General features: G+C 47.7%; 14 protein-coding genes. 7 read left to right on the forward strand and 7 right to left on the reverse strand.

Features of this window, described 5'->3' with window-relative positions; genetic code table 11:
* Nucleotides 1–488 precede the first annotated feature (488 nt).
* Entirely contained in the window at nt 489–1,334 is an 846-nt protein-coding gene (locus tag PN462_RS02635) for a polyprenol monophosphomannose synthase (protein ID WP_272126361.1), read from the reverse strand.
* A 131-nt stretch (nt 1,335–1,465) separates the two neighbouring features.
* The gene (locus PN462_RS02640; protein WP_272126363.1) at nt 1,466–1,669 is read right to left on the reverse strand and encodes a hypothetical protein; all 204 of its coding nucleotides are present in this window, start codon (nt 1,667–1,669) and stop codon (nt 1,466–1,468) included.
* A gap of 36 nt (nt 1,670–1,705) precedes the next feature.
* Here PN462_RS02640 and gloB point away from each other — a divergent pair, with 36 nt between their 5' ends.
* The gene (gene gloB / locus PN462_RS02645; protein WP_272126365.1) at nt 1,706–2,479 is read left to right on the forward strand and encodes a hydroxyacylglutathione hydrolase; all 774 of its coding nucleotides are present in this window, start codon (nt 1,706–1,708) and stop codon (nt 2,477–2,479) included.
* 232 nt (nt 2,480–2,711) lie between these two features.
* Here gloB and PN462_RS02650 read toward each other — a convergent pair whose 3' ends face one another.
* The 4 genes from PN462_RS02650 to PN462_RS02665 form a co-directional block, all read right to left on the reverse strand.
* Entirely contained in the window at nt 2,712–3,401 is a 690-nt protein-coding gene (locus tag PN462_RS02650; protein WP_272126366.1) for a hypothetical protein, read from the reverse strand.
* Nucleotides 3,402–3,406: 5 nt separating this feature from the next.
* Nucleotides 3,407–4,234 (reverse strand): 4-hydroxy-tetrahydrodipicolinate reductase, encoded by an 828-nt coding sequence (dapB, locus tag PN462_RS02655; protein ID WP_272126367.1) that lies wholly within the window; start codon nt 4,232–4,234, stop codon nt 3,407–3,409.
* 195 nt (nt 4,235–4,429) lie between these two features.
* Nucleotides 4,430–5,662, reverse strand: coding sequence for an MDR family MFS transporter (locus PN462_RS02660; RefSeq protein WP_272126368.1), 1,233 nt, complete (start codon nt 5,660–5,662; stop codon nt 4,430–4,432).
* A 143-nt stretch (nt 5,663–5,805) separates the two neighbouring features.
* A complete protein-coding gene (locus PN462_RS02665) occupies nt 5,806–6,273 on the reverse strand; it encodes a hypothetical protein (protein ID WP_272126369.1) in 468 nt (155 codons plus the stop codon).
* 388 nt (nt 6,274–6,661) lie between these two features.
* Here PN462_RS02665 and uvrB point away from each other — a divergent pair, with 388 nt between their 5' ends.
* Together uvrB and PN462_RS02675 are read left to right on the forward strand one after the other, a co-directional pair.
* The gene (uvrB, locus tag PN462_RS02670; RefSeq protein ID WP_272126370.1) at nt 6,662–8,662 is read left to right on the forward strand and encodes an excinuclease ABC subunit UvrB; all 2,001 of its coding nucleotides are present in this window, start codon (nt 6,662–6,664) and stop codon (nt 8,660–8,662) included.
* 524 nt (nt 8,663–9,186) lie between these two features.
* On the forward strand, nt 9,187–9,714 hold the full coding sequence (locus PN462_RS02675) for a DUF2062 domain-containing protein (protein ID WP_272126371.1): 528 nt from the start codon (nt 9,187–9,189) through the stop codon (nt 9,712–9,714).
* Between the two features lie 130 nt (nt 9,715–9,844).
* Here the strand turns inward: PN462_RS02675 and ffh are convergent, their stop codons facing one another.
* Entirely contained in the window at nt 9,845–11,314 is a 1,470-nt protein-coding gene (gene ffh, locus PN462_RS02680) for a signal recognition particle protein (RefSeq protein WP_272126372.1), read from the reverse strand.
* 342 nt (nt 11,315–11,656) lie between these two features.
* Here ffh and PN462_RS02685 point away from each other — a divergent pair, with 342 nt between their 5' ends.
* The 4 genes from PN462_RS02685 to PN462_RS02700 are packed head-to-tail and all read left to right on the forward strand — an operon-like array spanning nt 11,657 to nt 17,112.
* Nucleotides 11,657–12,109, forward strand: a complete 453-nt coding sequence (locus tag PN462_RS02685) for a response regulator (protein ID WP_272126373.1) — start codon at nt 11,657–11,659, stop codon at nt 12,107–12,109.
* Nucleotide 12,110: 1 nt separating this feature from the next.
* Nucleotides 12,111–12,716 (forward strand): chemotaxis protein CheC, encoded by a 606-nt coding sequence (locus tag PN462_RS02690; protein WP_272126374.1) that lies wholly within the window; start codon nt 12,111–12,113, stop codon nt 12,714–12,716.
* Nucleotides 12,713–14,086 carry a sensor domain-containing diguanylate cyclase gene (locus tag PN462_RS02695; RefSeq protein ID WP_272126376.1) on the forward strand — a complete coding sequence of 458 codons (1,374 nt, stop codon included), beginning with the start codon at nt 12,713–12,715 and terminating at the stop codon, nt 14,084–14,086. Before PN462_RS02690 ends, PN462_RS02695 begins: the two co-directional genes overlap by 4 nt.
* A gap of 41 nt (nt 14,087–14,127) precedes the next feature.
* Nucleotides 14,128–17,112, forward strand: a complete 2,985-nt coding sequence (locus tag PN462_RS02700; protein WP_272126378.1) for a PAS domain S-box protein — start codon at nt 14,128–14,130, stop codon at nt 17,110–17,112.
* The last annotated feature ends 233 nt before the right edge of the window (nt 17,113–17,345 follow it).

Here is a 17,345-nt window from a genome sequence, read left to right on the forward strand (position 1 = left end):
ACGAGACACCGTTGTTTCAGACACTTGTGAGAGACATTTTCTCCCCCTCTCCCAAGGTTGGGAGAGGGGGTTGGGGGGTGAGGGCGACTCCAAACCGCCATATCTCGTTACCCACCTTGACAGGGCTGGGTGTAACGAAGTTACCTGAATATGCCTTGGGTTAAAACGTGATAGTGTAGGTGGGGTGTAACGAAGTTACCTGAATATGCCTTGGGTTAAAACGTGATAGTGTAGGTTGGGGTGTAACGAAGTTACCTTAATATGCCTTGGGTTAAAACCCAAGGCTAATAGCTAAAACCCGTTAAAACGGGTTGATAGAATAATTAGAAATTAAATATTTATCAATTTAGCTGTTACACTGTTAGGGGTGAAAGATGCTTGTTTAGGGTTTGCTACGAACGGATAAAGAATATCTGAATGTTTACATTTGGGGATGTTGGGTTGCGCTACGCTTCACCCAACCTACTAATTACTCGATTGTTAATGGATTAAAATTGCGATCGCTGCCATTTTTTAGCCCATTTTCGACTTATTTTCCGGTAACGGTGTCGAGTCCACATCAGTCGGCCTAAATGCAGTAAATAATCCAGATATTGTCGCCACGTTACCTTACTCCGGCCATGAGTCCGACTCTGGAACGTATAACCCACTTCTTGAATATGGTCAATGATTCCCCGGCCTAACACTTCCAAGAGAATTTTATAGCCAACAGGATTTAAAGGACGACGTGCGATAGTCTTCCGTTTCACCAAAAAACAGCCACTGAGGGGATCAGACACTTGCCGTAAAACCGTCGGCAAGAATAAAACCCCCAACCAACAGGCCCCACGGGATAAAACCCGTCGCAACCAAGACCAATTTTCCACCCCACCCCCGCGACTATAGCGACTAGCGATCGCTAAATCAACCCCCTTCTCCATCACAGCCAGTAATTGGCCTATAATCTCCGGAGGGTGTTGTAAATCCCCATCCATCACCCCTAACACCTCCCCTCGGGCCACCTGCCACCCCCGCACCACTGCCCTGGCCAACCCCCGCTCCCCCCGTCGTCGTATCACCCGCAAACTCGGATAAACCGAGGCTAACTCTAACGCTAACATCCAAGTGCGATCGGGGCTATCATCATCAACAACAATCACCTCATACTGTTGCGGAAGTACCCCCTCTAGCAACGTCACCAGTTGCTGGAGTAACTGGGCCAAATTCTCCCGCTCATTATAAGTCGGAATCACCAACGAGAGATAAACCCCCTCCCTAGGCGGTTCAGCGGCCACCTGAAACATCCCCGTCGGATATGGTAGGAGAGACACAGAAGATGCAAATATGTCTAGCATAGAAAGATAGATGCCCTTTCGCAAAAAATCAGTGATCAGTGATGCCAAGAAACGTTACAGGGACAAAAACAGGGAACAAGAGAATACTTGAGTATTAACATCAGACTCATCAGGATATCGCCTTCTTTCCCCTACGTAAAGCGAATTTTGCCCACTTGTAACTCGTCAAAAATGCGGTTAATATTTTGGCGATCTTCAGGAGTCACGGCAAAATCAGAAAGAAAGAGGGTGACAAGCTGAAAATACTCTTGGCGAGAGACTTGCTTGCTTTGCAAAATGCGATCGATCTGTGCATTCAGAGTTTCATTGTCGGGAGTTGTCGAAGTAGTTGCCATGCTTGCCCAAATAAACCTAAAAGGAGAACAAAATCAATGGAAATTTACCGCATTCCCGCCCTATCTGACAATTATATTTTCCTAATCCACGATCCTCAGAGTAATACGGCGGCAGTCGTTGATCCAGCCCAAGCGAAACCCGTCTTAAAGCAACTCAAGGCCCTAAATGCAGAGTTAGTGGCAATTTTCAACACCCATCATCATTTTGATCATGTAGGGGGAAACGAAGAATTGCTGCGACATTTCCCCAATGCGTGTGTGTATGGAGGAACGGAAGACCAAGGGAGAATTCCAGGGCAACAGGTATATCTCAACGAAGGAGACAAGGTAGAATTTGCCGGGAGAGAAGCAGAAGTGTTTTTTGTCCCCGGTCACACTCGCGCCCACATTGCCTATTATTTTCCCACGGTATCTGCTGACGAGCCTAATGATTTATTCTGTGGGGATACTTTGTTTGCGGGGGGATGTGGACGTTTGTTTGAAGGCACTCCAGCCCAAATGGTCAGTTCACTAAGCAAACTCCGCCAACTCCCTGATCATACAAGAATCTGGTGCGCCCACGAATACACGGAAAAGAATCTCAAGTTTGCGTTGACGGTAGATACGAATAACCACAATTTACAAACCCGGTTTCAACAGGTGAAGTCGGCCAGAAGTCGCAATGAAGCAACTATTCCCTCGTTTATCGGGTTAGAAAAACAAACTAATCCTTTTTTACGTTGGGATACTCCAGAATTAAAGCAGGAAATGAAAACAAAGGATGAGGTGCAAAGTTTTGCCCGGTTACGTGGGAAGAAGGATCAGTTTTAGAATGGGTAATGGGTGATTGGTGATGGGGGGGAGAAACCGGGTTTCTGTGTAATATTTGTGCAATATATGACCAATCTGGATAGAAACCCGGTTTCTGGGGTGATGGGGGGAGAAACCGGGTTTCTGTGTAATATTTGTGCAATATATGACCAATCTGGATAGAAACCCGGTTTCTGGCTTGATGGGTAAATAATGGATAATTAATTAATTTATCCTCCCCATCTCCCCATCCTCAAGCATTCCGACGAGGCCGTTGTCTTGCTGCTTTGCGGGAGGAATGACGACGGGCAATATCTTCACTCATGGCCTGAAAAAAGTCCCGTCGTACACAAGGATATTCTCCCACCCAGAGGTTTTGACTGGGGATGTAAATATCGCTGAGTTCTTGAATTTCGCTTAAATCAGCGCGGTTAGAGAAAACAAGGCATTCGGCTGCCTGACCGGGGTTTAAGAGCTTGTGAACGCGCTGTAAGGGGGCTTTGATGATGGTTCGGAATCCGGTGCGATCGCCCAATTCTATATTAATGCGTCGCTCCCGGTTTTCCACGATCACTAACTCTCCCTGTTGGTTCACACTCTCTTGTTCCCCGATAATATCATCGGAAATAAACACATCAAACACCCGCCCACGCCAAAACCCACTATATTTAAAGCGGCGATATTTGCCGTTTCTGACGCTGGCAATAAAGACGGGCGACCAAAACCAGTATAAGCCCACAATAATCTCTAAAAAGAGGATCAGTCCTTCCCCTGCGCCATCCACCAAGAAACTGAGTAATAGTAAAATAACCACTCCCACCAAGGAAATGAGGATTCGGCCTAGAAAATCACGCCACGATCCCCAAACCGCTTTATACTGCTCTCCAGTGGCGATGGGAGGGACAAGTTGTTCAAATTTACTACGGGTGAGAGGAATGAGCATGAGTGTTACAGGATTTTTTCTAACCCATAAATGAGAGTTCTTAATTCTGTGACTTTGCGAACGGCCAAGAGGACTCCTGGCATAAAACTGGCGCGATCGCTGGTATCATGGCGGAGGGTATAAAGCTGCCCTGGTGCGCCAAACAACACCTCCTGATGAGCCAGTAACCCCGGTAAACGGACACTGTGAATATTAATATTCTCCTCACTCACACTGCCCCGCGCACCCGCTAAATGTTCCTTTTCTTCCACTTGGGGAGGATTATAGGTTTTGCCTAGTTCGGCCAACATTTGCGCGGTTTTAATCGCCGTCCCACTAGGCGCGTCTGCTTTTTGGTTATGATGGAGTTCAATAATTTCCACATTCTCGAAATATTGAGCCGCTTGTAGGGCCGCTTGTTGCAAGAGTACCATCCCAATGGAGAAATTCGGCACAACTAACGCCCCTGTGCTGGCTTTTTCCGCAAACTCGGTTAAGTCCTTGAGTTGGTCATCCGTCAGTCCAGTTGTGCCAATAACAGGCCGCACTCCATAAGCGATCGCACTCCGCACATTTTCATAGACACTATTAGGGTGAGTAAAGTCCACCATCACCCCTTGAATTTCTTGTTGTGTGGCCAAGACTAAAACGCTTTGTAAGTCATTGAGGAGGGGAACTTCTAACTCTCCACACCCAGCAATAATCCCCACATCTTCCCCAACTACATTGGGGTTACGATCAACCGCCCCCACCAGTTCCATATCTTCCGCTTGGGACACGGCCTTCACTACTTCTCGACCCATTTTCCCGGCTGCCCCATTGACAACTACAGGAATTTTTGCTTGATCTGCCATACGTCGTTCACTACTTCACTCTTAAACAAATTTTATTGTAGTTTGTTGTTTGGTTGTTTGTTCTTTGTGAAAAAGGGAACAGGGAACACCGGAACTGGGAACAGTAAACAGTAATGTTGTTTGTTCTGGGTTCTTTGTTCTCCCCCATCTCCCCCATCTCCCCTTTGTGTCCTTTGTGTCTTTGTGGTTCAACCGTCAACTCTCAACTCTCATCAAACGTTGTAAATAGAGCAAAATACCCGTCCCGACTGCCGTAGAAATCGCCAAGATAACCCAAAACCCGTGGGCCACTGGAGGACTCTGATCCATTGCCCAACCACCAAACATCGGCCCGATAAAATAGCCGATCGCCCAACATTGGGAATTAATCGACAAATATACCCCTCGTAGGGATTCTGGGGCTAAATCGGCGACGAGAGAGGACGCTGAGGGGGTATAAGCGATCATACCGAGAGAGAGGAAAATTAAGGCGGCGATCGCAGCAATAATCGTCCCACTTCTAATTTGTCCCGTCAAACCAATCCCCAAAAATCCCACCCCCCAGAGTAACTGGGAGAAAATCAAGGCATGGGGCCGACTAAAACGGTTCAGGAAACGGGCTAAGGGTAACTGGCATATCGCAGCAAACACAATGTGAAAGGCAATTAAAATACTAATCGTCTGGGCCGCAAACCCCTCACCCTCTGGGGGATTGGCAAAGTTACTAAAATACAGGGGTAAGGTGCTTTGGGTTTGGGAAATGTAAGTGGTAAATAGAATATTGACCGCCACATAAACCATTAAAGCGCGATCGCGGAATGCCTTTTGCCAACCTTGGGTCATCGTCTCCGACTGGGCCGCAAAGTTATAGGTTTCTTGAATGGCAAAATAGATAATCCCGAAAAAGACCACAAACGAGACTCCATCGAGAATAAACAAGAGACGATAATTCCCCGCAAAGGTAATTAAAGTCCCCCCAATCACCGTCCCTAAGCCTAATCCTACGGTATCCGCTAAACGAGTGATAGCATAGGCTTCATTCCGTTGTTCCCTGGTGGTTAAGTCGGCCACTGCGGCCTCGGTGGCCGGCCAATAAAAACCAATCCCCAACCCCATCAACAGATTGCCGATCAACAGCGTAGGATAGTTATAGGTGGCCGCCAAAAACACATCTGCTAACGCTGAAATGGCCGCCGAAAGTAACAGGGTTTTACGTCTTCCCCACTGGGGAGAGTCCACAAACATCCCCCCCAGAAAGCGGCCCAAGACTCCCGAAACCGACTGACTCCCCAGGGCAATTCCTACCGCAGTGGCCGAAAACCCCACTTGGTTGACGAAGAAAATGGGGGCATAAAAGAGGGTGAACCCTGTCCCAATTTGAGATAAGAGACGGCCTGCGGCCAATATCCAGATTGGCCAACTGAGTGGGGGGGGTTGTTTTTGGGTCATGGGGGGTGGTTTGTTGACGGTTGCGTGTCTTTTCTAGTTAAGCAAACTCCCTCCCCCACGACAAAACGATCGCAATTCTCTAGAGAAAACTAGATACACTGCGATCGTTCTACAACCCTTCTATAGGTTGAAGATGACCAAAATTAATCTAAATAACCGATTAAAGTGGCCATATCTTCAATTTCGTTAGACGCAACGGGACGATTCCCCATCACCGAGTATTCTTCGCTAATGGCCAAAGTGCCTTTGGTGACAGGCCGATTCCCCGACAAGACAATACTATGGGTAATGTCTAGGTTACTGCTGGTTACAGGACGCATCCCCATGGAATCGTAAGTGCTGATCACTTTGAGATGACTAGATTCAACGGGACGATTTTGGGGTAAACGGTAATTCCCTTGATAAATCTGAAGTCCTCCCTCTTGGGTTTTTTGTTCTTGTTCCTTCGATTTAGTTACAGCCACAGTTTTTTCCTCTTTTACAGGTGTATTCTTTTCTTTAGCAGTATTTTTAGCGGTATCTTTAGCATTCTCTGGGGCAGAGGCTTTGGCCGTCTCTTGGCCATTCTCTTGGGTAGTCTCCTTGCCCTCTGCAATACTGTTGTTACTCATAGCATTTTTGTCAACGGTTTTAATGGTTTTTATGAAAAACTTGGATCGCCTCACAACTTTAAAGGTTGATTCCCTTGTATTTTAACCTTGTTTTAAGGTTTAATGTTATATTCAACCATAAAATTACATCTATCTTGGCCTTTCGTCTATAAAAATCCATAATTTGCAAAATAGGTAAATATAGTGGTAAGTCGAGAGTGGGGAGTCGGGAGTCGGGTATTGGGTGTCTGGAGATGGGGGAGTTGATAGTTGATAGTTGATAGTTGATAGTTGACGGTTGAACCACAAAGACACAAAGGACACAAAGGGAAGATGGGGGAGATGGGGGAGAATAAAGAACCAAGAAACAAGAACTAAGAACCAATTAATTATCCATTACCCATTACCAATGCCTTTCCAACTCAATGCCCCGTTTCAACCTACAGGAGACCAACCTCGTGCGATCGCGCAACTTACCGAGTCTCTCCAAACCGGACACCGGATGCAAACCCTCCTAGGGGCCACCGGAACCGGGAAAACCTTCACCATGGCCAGCGTCGTCGCCAACATCGGCAAACCCACCCTCGTCCTTGCCCATAATAAAACCCTCGCCGCCCAACTTTGTAACGAACTCCGGCAATTTTTCCCCAATAATGCCGTTGAATACTTTATTAGCTACTACGACTATTACCAACCTGAAGCCTATATCCCCGTTAGTGACACCTACATTGAGAAAAGTGCCTCCATTAACGAAGAAATTGATATGCTGCGGCATTCGGCCACGCGATCGCTCTTTGAACGCCAAGATGTGATCGTCGTTGCTTCCATTAGCTGCATCTACGGGTTAGGGATGCCCTCAGAATACTTTAACGCCGCCATTCCTCTCCGTATGGGAGAAGAAATCAACCAACGACAACTCCTCCGCGACCTCGTATCCGTCCAATATAACCGCAACGACACCGAACTCACTCGCGGTAACTTCCGACTGAAAGGAGATGTCCTCGAAATTGTCCCCGCTTACGAAGACCGCATTATTCGCATCGAATTCTTTGGCGATGAAATTGATGCCATTCGCTATTTAGACCCCGTAACCGGAGAAATTTTACAAAGTCTCTCCGGAGTAAACCTCTACCCGGCCAGGCACTTTGTCACCCCCAAAGACCAACTAGAAACCGCTTGTAAAGCCATTAAAGAGGAACTCGAACACCGTCTCGACCAACTCCGCAGCGCAGAAAAACTCCTCGAAGCACAACGACTCGAACAGCGCACCCGCTACGACTTAGAACTCTTGCAAGAAGTCGGCTACTGTAACGGGGTAGAAAACTATTCCCGTCACCTCGCAGGCCGCAACGCAGGAGACCCCCCAGAATGCCTTGTGGACTACTTCCCCGAAGACTGGTTACTCATCGTGGATGAGTCCCACGTCACCGTCCCGCAAATTCGGGGAATGTACAATGGCGACCAAGCGAGGAAACGGACACTGATTGAACACGGGTTTCGTCTCCCCAGTGCAGCAGATAATCGACCGTTAAAAGCCACAGAATTTTGGCACAAAGTGAATCAATGTGTCTTTGTTTCAGCAACTCCTGGAGATTGGGAGATTGAACAATCCGAGGGTCGAGTGATTGAGCAAATTATCCGACCGACGGGAGTGGTTGACCCCGAAATTCATGTGCGTCCCACTGAGGGACAGGTGGATGATTTATTAGGGGAGATTAAGGAGCGTGTGGAACGCAAAGAACGGGTATTAATTACCACGCTAACTAAGCGGATGGCGGAAGATTTAACGGAGTATTTCCAAGACCAAGGTGTTTTAGTCCGTTATCTCCATTCTGAGATTCAATCCATTGAACGGATTGAGATTTTACAGGGTTTACGAGAGGGGGAGTTTGATGTGTTAATTGGGGTCAATTTATTACGGGAGGGGTTAGATTTACCGGAAGTTTCGTTAGTGGCTATTATGGATGCGGATAAAGAAGGTTTCCTGCGGGCGGAACGGTCGTTAATTCAAACGATGGGACGCGCAGCCCGTCACGTTCAGGGACAGGCCATTTTATACGCAGATCATTTAACCGATAGTATGGCTGGAGCAATTGAGGAAACGGAACGTCGCCGAGCCATTCAGCTTGAGTATAATCAAACGCACCAGATCACTCCGCAACCCATTACGAAGCGAGAAAGTAGTAATTCAATTTTAGCATTTTTGGATATTTCCCGCCGTTTAAATCGGCAAGAGTTAGCGCAAATTTATGAGGTTAAGGAGGATTTACCGTTGGAGCAAATCCCGGATTTCATTCAACAATTAGAGGAACAAATGAAGGAAGCCGCAAAGAATTTAGAGTTTGAGGAGGCGGCTAAATATCGAGACCGGATTAAGAAGTTACGAGAACGGTTATTAGGACAATCTTAAATAATTAAAGGGAATAGGGAACAGGGAATAGGGAATAGGGAATAGGGAATAGGGAATAGGGAACAGGGAATAGGGAAAGTAGCTACCTTTATATGCCTTGGGTTAAAACCCAAGGCTAATAGCTAAAACCCGTTAAAACGGGTTAATAGATGTACTTTATCCCGTTCGTAGTAAGCTCTTTAGAGCTTAACATCAAGTTCTGTAAAATAGCGTTTTTATCAGAGTTGTAAACTGACTGGTTTGGCAAAGGGAATAGGGAACAGAAAATCAGGTATATAGGGGGGTTTTAGTATTAGAGTAAGCCCCCATGGGGGTTTACTCCTCATTTGAAAATGCTATATGAAATAATGAGATAATTCATCCGTTACCGCGCCAAAAATTGGAAACCCCTAATTAAAATAGAACATCCATTCCAAGGGATGACTATGACACTAGGACATGACGGGGAGGGATGAGAACAAAATTTTTCAGTTAGGGAAGGGTCAGACTACAATTAATAACAGATCGTTCATTCCTCATACCTAATGCTGAATTCTTCATCCCAGAAGATACACTCCCCTTCCCGTCGTGTGCGCAGACGTAACTATCCGTGGTGGATGCGTCAAGTCAAGTATTGGTATTATCGTCTGTTGCGATTGGAAGGCCATCCCCGTGCGATCGCGCGAGGAATTGCTACGGGAACATTTGCAGGATTTTTCCCCCTCTTTGGCCTGCAAACCATTATGGGGGTAGTGTTGGCCACGATTTTACAAGGAAATAAAATTGCGGCGGCTATTGCAACTTGGGTGAGTAACCCCTTGACTTATGTGCCGATTTATGCTTTTAATTATGCGATCGGCAGTTGGATGTTAGGGAGTTTAGACGTTAAACCGGAGCAAATTGATTGGGGATCTGCGCAATTATTAGAATTAGGAGCAGATTTTATTTATCGGTTATTCTGTGGTTGTGTGGTTGTGGGGTTAATTGCCGCTATTATCAGTTATGGTATCAGTTTTCCCTTAATTCTACGGCTTCGTCAAGCCCGTCGCCGTAAGAAAATTAATAATAATTAATAATACGCTCTCAAGAGCTTACTACGAATTATAAGCTCTCAAAATCGTTTTAATGCGCTCGCCTATTCTAGAAAGAAACCCGGCTTCTTTGGCTATTTCAGAGAATTAGAAACCGGGTTTCTCTTACCTCCTATAAACTGCCAAACCCTTTCTTTTTCTTCTTCTTCTTACTGCCGCCTTTTTTCTTCTTGCCGCCGTTATAACCGCGAAAACCGGGTTGTGGCATTCCACCGCCCATGCCGGGCATTCCGCCGCCCATGCCGGGCATTCCGCCACCCATGCCGGGCATACTGGGCATTCCGCCGCCCATGCCCATCTGTTTCATCATGTTCCGCATCCGGGTAAAATCAGAGATGAGCTTGGAGACATCTTTGATTTTATGCCCTGACCCCTTGGCAATTCGTTCCCGGCGACTGGGAGATTTGGCCAAGATATCTGGGTTTTTCCGTTCTTCTTTGGTCATAGAATTAATCATGGCCTCAGTAACTTTCAGTTGGCTTTCTCCCTTCTCCAACATATCGCCACTGAGTTGGCCCATGCCGGGGATCATCTTCATTACACCCCCCAAAGACCCCATCCGCTTTAATAAGCGCATTTGTTTGATAAAATCATCAAAATCAAAGCGGGCCTCCATGATTTTGGCCTGCATTTGGGTGGCATCTTCAAGATCAATCTCCTCTTGGGCTTTTTCTACCAAGGTGAGAACATCCCCCATATTTAAAATACGGGAGGCCATGCGATCGGGATAGAAGGGTTGGAGGGCTTCCACTTTTTCCCCGGTCCCGACAAATTTAATGGGTTGGCCGGAGACGCAACGAACCGATAAGGCGGCCCCACCGCGACTATCCCCATCTAATTTGGTTAAAATAGCCCCAGTAATGCCTACCTCGTCGTGAAAGGTGCGGGTTAAATTAGCCGCTTCTTGCCCGGTCATGGCATCCACGACTAATAAGGTATCATGGGGGTGAACGGTGTCCTTGATGCGTCCCAATTCTCCCATCATGTCCGCATCAATTTGTAACCGTCCGGCGGTGTCAATGATAACGGTGTCTATGCCTTCTGCTTTGGCTTTCTCGACTCCTTTTTGGGCAATTTCGACGGGATCAGCATCGGACCCCATTTCAAATACGGGAATTTGAATCTGTTCCCCTAATGTAATTAACTGGTCAATGGCTGCTGGCCGATAAACGTCTGTGGCTACCATTAAACAACTGCGTTCCTGTTTTTGCAGATACAGGGCTAATTTTGCCGTGGCGGTGGTTTTCCCTGTCCCCTGTAAGCCGGCCATTAAAATGACGGTTGGGCTTTCCTCTGCGTGAGCTAGAGGGACGTTACTTTCCCCCATAATCTGCACCAGTTCATCGTGAACGATTTTGATAAACTGTTGGGAGGGGTTAACGCCAGAAATTACATCTGCACCGAGGGCTTGTTTCTCAACTTCTTTTACAAAGTCTTTGACGACCTGTAAGTTGACATCGGCGGCTAATAATGCCCGACGCACTTCTTTTACTGCGTCTTTGACGTTACTTTCACTAATTTTATCTTGTCCGCGTAGGCTTTTCCAAGCGTCTTCTAATCGTTCTGCTAAAGCGTCAAACATAATTATTCTTTCTTTACCGATTGCGTTTCATTTTTGGATAATGGGTAATGGGTCATGGTGACAAGTTAAAGTGAGATATTCTCTTGTTAAGAGAGATGGGGAAGATAGGGAAGATGGGGAAGAGGGAAGGTTAAACTGTTCTAGTTTCAAGGCTTCTCTATCTCCCGATGCTCCTAAACATTTGACACAAGACAGGTGATTTTAACTTGTCACCAATGGGTAATGGGTCATGGGCTATAGGTTATGCGATCATGGGTCATGGTTAAGATTAATTCTCCTGTTCCCTCTTCCTATGATAACTGTAGGGTGGGCAGGTCGTTAAACTGAGATGAAGGCTTAAAGGTGGTAAACCCTGCCCTCTGCCTTCTGAACGCTGTTCCTTGGTACGGAGCAGGATATAATGAAGTATGGCAAGAAAACGAGTACACACGAGTGACACAGATTTTAATTGCTGAAGATGCCAATTTTTCCCGGGCAGTCCTCCGTAGAATGTTGCAGGAGGAAGGCTACGACATTTTAGAGGTGGGGAATGGCAAACAATGTTTGGATATTTTAGCCACGGAATCCCCCGACTGTCTGATTTTAGATTTATTAATGCCGGAAGTGACGGGATATGAGGTGCTGGCCCGGTTAGCGCAACAGGGGAAGACCATTCCGGTGCTTGTGGTCACCGCAGATGTGCAAGAAACGACTCGTCAGCAATGTTTGGCTCTAGGCGCGATCGCAGTCCTCAATAAACCTCCCAAACCCGAACAAATCCACGAGATTTTGCAGCAGGTATTGCCCAAAGCATAGCATGACCCATTCCCCTCAACTCACCCCCGCCCAACGAGATGCTCTACAAGAGTTAGTCAATATTGGAGTTGGCCAAGCTGCCGGGACGCTGAATGAAATGGTGCGATCGCACATTCATCTCCAAGTCCCCGAAGTGTCTGTCTTGTCTCTCCACGAAGCTCAAACTATCCTCCAATCCCGCTTAAATAGCGATTTACTTTCCTCGGTGCGACTGCAATTTCATGGGAATTTTGCAGGAGTGGCCCAATTAATCTTTCCCACAGATAGTGCCGCTAAGTTGGTTACGATGTTAACAGGAGAAGATGCCAAGATCTCTGAGCTAGATTCCCTGAAAATCGGGACATTGAGTGAAATTGGCAATATTCTCCTCAATGGAGTCATGGGGACCATGAGTAATGTCTTGGAGCAGCACGTGGAGTATTCCATGCCTGTCTATGTGGAACAAACCGTAACCCAATTATTAAACTCGTCATCGGATTATGCCAGTACGGTCATTTTAGCCCAAGCTCGTTTTCGCATTGAACAATTACATATTACAGGAGATATTATCCTAATTTTTAAAGTCGGCTCTTTAAACCGCTTTTTGGCGACGCTCAAGGACGCATGAATAATAGCTGCCTCATTTCTGATCAAACCTATACGTTATTAGACCGCATTCCTTTGGGACTTTTGGTGTTACGGGATGATTTTGTGGTGTTGTTTTGGAATGTCTGTTTGGAAAGTTGGACGGGGAAACCCCGCCAAGACATAGTTGGCCAAGATGTTGGCCAGCACTATCCCCACTTGAAAGAGCCGAAATATGCTCACCGCTTCCAGCAAATTTTTGCGGGGGGGCCCCCGACGATTTTTTCCTCTCAACTGCACAAACATTTACTCCCTATCCCCTTCGCCAATGGGAAATTGCGGGTGCAGCAAACGACCGTCACGGCGATTCCCTACATTTTACCGCGCTATCATGCGCTGATCGCTATTCAAGATGTCACGGATATTACCTACCAGAGTTTAGCTTATCGGCAAATGCGCGATCGCGCCCTAGAAGAAGTCCAAGAACGAGAACAGGCCGAAAATGCTCTCAAAGACACCCATCAAGAACTGCAAAACTGGGTGCAAGAATTAGAACAGCGTAACCAAGAAATTATGCTCTTGCGCTCCCTCAGCGAAAACCTGCTGGCCAGTTACTCCCTCTCCGATGCGTACCAAACCCTCTCCCAACTGCTCCCCAAAATCTTCCCCCAGAGTGCGGGTGGCATTTACATTCGCCAAGATCACCATCTCAACCCCGTCACCACCTGGGGAGTCTCGGAGACTCCCGACTTAACCCAAGGGTGGTGTATCCCCCTCAAAGCGCAAGGGATGAAACTGGGCATCTTTCACCTCGATCATCCCTTAGCCTCCACCAACCAAGAATTGGTGCGCACCGTCTCCAAAACCATCGCCCTGGGTTTAGCCAACCTGAAACTGCGCGATCGCTTGCAAAACCTGAGTATTCGGGACCCCCTCACCGGCCTCTATAACCGTCGCTATCTCGAAGACACCCTCGATAAAGAACTGCACCGGGCCCAACGTCGGCAAAACCCCGTAGGCTTCATCTTACTTGATGTGGATCACTTTAAGCAGTTTAATGATACCTTCGGCCACGAAGCCGGCGATCGCGTCCTACAAAACCTCAGTCAATTCCTGCAAAATACCATTCGTCGCTCTGATATTGCTTGTCGTTATGGCGGAGAAGAATTACTCTTGATTTTGCCCGAGGCCAACTTAGACAATACTCACAAACGCGCCGAACAAATTCGTCAAGGAATAAAACAGGTGAAAATCGAACATCAGGGTCAGACAATCGGTACAATTACCCTATCTTTGGGAGTTGCTTGTTTTCCCCAGCATGGTGAGACAAGAGACGCGGTGATCCGTGCAGCCGATACAGCCCTGTATCGTGCTAAGGCTGAAGGACGCGATCTTGTAATCTGTGCTAAATAAATTGATTGTGGTCATCCCATCGCTGAGTAACATCGAGTCAAATGAAAAAACGCCAACGTCTTGGACTGCTGATTTTGAATATGACAATTTTGTCGTTAGTTGTCGCGGGAGCAAGTATTTATTTGCTCTATGAAAACGCGCTCCAAGAAACCCAACGACGACTGGCAGAAACGGCCAAACGCCAAGCTCGGTTACTCGCGGCCTTTACCCCCGATGATCAAACCCCTGAGCCAACCCTAGAAACCCTGAAAACCGTCCTCGAAGCCGCCCCAGAACAGGACGGGGGACAATTGGTGATTGTGCGGAAAGAAGGCGATCGCATTGTCTTCTTACTCAACCAACCCGACAACTCAACCCCCCAACCCATCCCCTGGCAACAAGCCAACTCCACCCTCCCCATCCGTCTCGCTCTCGAAGGCCAATCGGGGGTTCAAACGAGTGTACAAGACCATCAAGGAAAGTTCGTCATTGCCGCCTATGAGCCTGTAGAAGGGACAAACTGGGGGGTGGTGGCGAAAAGAGACCTAGAGACCTTTCGCAGCCCTTATTTAGAAGTTTTTGGCTTTTCTATGGCCATTGCCATTGTCCTGGGCATCTTAGGGGCTATGATTGATTTACAAATGAGCCGCCCTTTTTTGCACCAACTCCAAGAAAGTGAGGCAAAAAACCGCGCCATTATCCGCAAAGCAGCAGAAGGCATTATCACCATTGACGATAAAGCCGTCATTGACACCTTTAATGGGGCCGCTGAAGAACTCTTTGGCTATTCCGCCAAACAAGTGGTAGGTAAGACATTAGATGTATTATTCCTCTCCTTTGCCCAAGGGGAACTAGAAACCGCCCTCTTTGGCACATTAGCCCCCAGTCATGAGCAAAATGGCAACCAAGACCATCCCGACGGCAAAACCCCGGAGAAAAGCCCAGACGAGACCCTCGAAAAACCCCTCCCTAGTCCCCTCACCACCGCCAAACGGGAATTAATGGGACAACGACAAGACGGGACCATCTTTCCCATTGAAATGGCCGTCTCTCGTTTACGGGAGAAACCCCCCCGACAGTATGCTCTCATTGTCCGGGAAATTAGCGATCGCAAGGCCATCGAAGACACCCTGAAAAAACGCAACGAGGAACTCGAACTGCGGGTTGAAGAACGCACCACGCAACTGATGAACCTCAATGAAGAACTCCTCCACGAAATTAGTGAACGGAACAACGCCGAGGAGTCTCTACAAGACAGCGAAAAACGCTTTCGCAGCTTCTTCTATCAATCCGAAATTGGCATTATTCAAACTGACTCCGCCGGGCAGTTTCTGAAAGTGAACCCCAAATTTAGTGATCTGGTGGGGTATAGTGAACTGGAACTGCAACAAAAGACCTTTCAGGATATTACCCACCCCGATGACTTGGGAAATGCGATCGCGCAATTCCGGCAACTGGTGAACGGGGAGATTAAAGAACTCTCCGTAGAACAACGCTATCTTACCCAAGACGGGGGAGAACTCTGGGTCAGCTTCTGCGGGTCCGTAGTCCGTAATGCCATGGGAGAAGTCGATTACTTCCTAGGCATTGTCGAAGATATCAGCGATCGCATCACCACCCAAAACGCCCTCCTCAACAGCGAGTCCACCCTCACCAGCTTCTATAACAGTACCTCCTTAATGATGGGAGTCATTGAATTGGTCGATAACGACATTCGCCACATCTCCGACAACGCCGTCTCCAGCGAATTTTTCCGCCTCTCCGCCGTTCCCCTGCATAACCAACTGGCCAGCGAAATGGGAGTCCCCGAAGACATCCGCCGTTACTGGACCAGTCATTGCCAAGAAAGCCTCAAACTGGGAACACCCGTTCAATTTGAATACGCCTATGAACCCGAAGTCGAAGACCTAGACACCCCCCTCCGATGGCTGTCCGCCACCGTCAGTCCCATCCCCGGCCAAGACCGTTTCTCCTACATCGTCGAAGACATCACCGAACGCCGTCAACAGGCCGAAGCCCTGCGACGACTGAAAGAACAACTCGAACATTCTACCTTAGCCCTCGATAGTCACCAACAGGAAATGGGACAACTGGGAGAACTGAGTGACTATTTACAGGCCAGTTTAAGTTTAGAAGATGCCTATAACGCGATCGCAGAACTCGTTCCTCCCCTCTTTCCCGACTGTTCCGGGGGCGTTTTCATCCTCCACGAAGGAGGAAGTCTCGTCGAGGCCCTCTGTACCTGGGGCGACCATTTCAACAGCGAAACCATCTTTTCCCCCGATGATAGTTGGGCCCTCCGTCGAGGCCGGAGTCATTGGGTGGACGACTCCCACCCCCGACTATTCAGCAAACATATCCATCGGGACCCCCTCCCCGCCGAAACCTTCAGCATCCCCCTCATTGCCCAAGGAGAAACCTTTGGGTTACTGTATCTAACCGCCCCAGAACGGGGACAGTTGATGAAAACCAAACAACAATTTGCCGAAACCGTCGCCGAACAATTAGCAGTTTCCCTACACAATATCCGACTGCGATTAAATTTAAAAACCGACCGGGTACATGATGCGTTAACCGGGTTATTCAACCGTCGTTACCTAGAAGAAATTTTAGAACGGGAACTCTACACCGCCGCCCGGCAAAATCGCTCTGTAGGGGTATTATTGTTAGATATCGACTATTTCCGCAACTTTAACCACACCTTTAGTCATGAAGCCGGGGATGTCGTGTTAAAGAATTTAGGCAGTTTCTTAGAACGAACCCTCCACAATACCGATATTGCAGCCCGGTATGGAGGAGAAGAATTAGCCTTAATTTTACCAGACACCACCCTAGATGAAGCCCGGGCCCGGGCCGAACAGTTACGAGAAGGAGTCAAACATTTAAATTTTGAGCATCAAAACCAATCCCTAGACCGCATTACAGTTTCTGTTGGGTTAGCGACCTTCCCCGATCATGGTATGACCTGGGAAGCCTTACTCAAGAGTGCTGAAATGGCGTTATCCCGTGCCAAATCGGAAGGGCGCGATTGCTCCGCACAGCCGTAGGCTATCGGGTTTCGGTGGTTGAACAATAAACCATAGTTCTTAGTTCTCCCCCAACTCCCAACTCCCTCCCCATTAAGTCCAAAACCTTGGATATTGACATCCTCCCTCGACAGAGCCGAGGGATTCCTAAGAATCAGCGAGGTTCTTCATTCAACGACTCCGCTTGCTGTGACAAGATTTCTCCAGCCACAGTAGAGGCAGTGTCTCCTGAAGCGTTTCCTATCGTGTAGATA

Origin of the sequence: Spirulina sp. CS-785/01 (genome assembly GCF_028330525.1) — a bacterium.
Lineage (GTDB): Bacteria > Cyanobacteriota > Cyanobacteriia > Cyanobacteriales > Spirulinaceae > JAQMSD01.

Bases quoted from the DNA above. Each gene is read 5' to 3' on its own strand.
- dapB (WP_272126367.1), bottom strand. From the start codon at position 4,234: ATGGCAGATCAAGCAAAAATTCCTGTAGTTGTCAATGGGGCAGCCGGG.
- PN462_RS02650 (WP_272126366.1), bottom strand. From the start codon at position 3,401: ATGCTCATTCCTCTCACCCGTAGTAAATTTGAACAACTTGTCCCTCCC.
- PN462_RS02695 (WP_272126376.1), top strand. From the start codon at position 12,713: ATGAATAATAGCTGCCTCATTTCTGATCAAACCTATACGTTATTAGAC.
- uvrB (WP_272126370.1), top strand. From the start codon at position 6,662: ATGCCTTTCCAACTCAATGCCCCGTTTCAACCTACAGGAGACCAACCT.
- PN462_RS02660 (WP_272126368.1), bottom strand. From the start codon at position 5,662: ATGACCCAAAAACAACCCCCCCCACTCAGTTGGCCAATCTGGATATTG.
- PN462_RS02700 (WP_272126378.1), top strand. From the start codon at position 14,128: ATGAAAAAACGCCAACGTCTTGGACTGCTGATTTTGAATATGACAATT.
- ffh (WP_272126372.1), bottom strand. From the start codon at position 11,314: ATGTTTGACGCTTTAGCAGAACGATTAGAAGACGCTTGGAAAAGCCTA.
- gloB (WP_272126365.1), top strand. From the start codon at position 1,706: ATGGAAATTTACCGCATTCCCGCCCTATCTGACAATTATATTTTCCTA.
- PN462_RS02665 (WP_272126369.1), bottom strand. From the start codon at position 6,273: ATGAGTAACAACAGTATTGCAGAGGGCAAGGAGACTACCCAAGAGAAT.
- PN462_RS02635 (WP_272126361.1), bottom strand. From the start codon at position 1,334: ATGCTAGACATATTTGCATCTTCTGTGTCTCTCCTACCATATCCGACG.
- PN462_RS02640 (WP_272126363.1), bottom strand. From the start codon at position 1,669: ATGGCAACTACTTCGACAACTCCCGACAATGAAACTCTGAATGCACAG.
- PN462_RS02675 (WP_272126371.1), top strand. From the start codon at position 9,187: ATGCTGAATTCTTCATCCCAGAAGATACACTCCCCTTCCCGTCGTGTG.
- PN462_RS02690 (WP_272126374.1), top strand. From the start codon at position 12,111: ATGACCCATTCCCCTCAACTCACCCCCGCCCAACGAGATGCTCTACAA.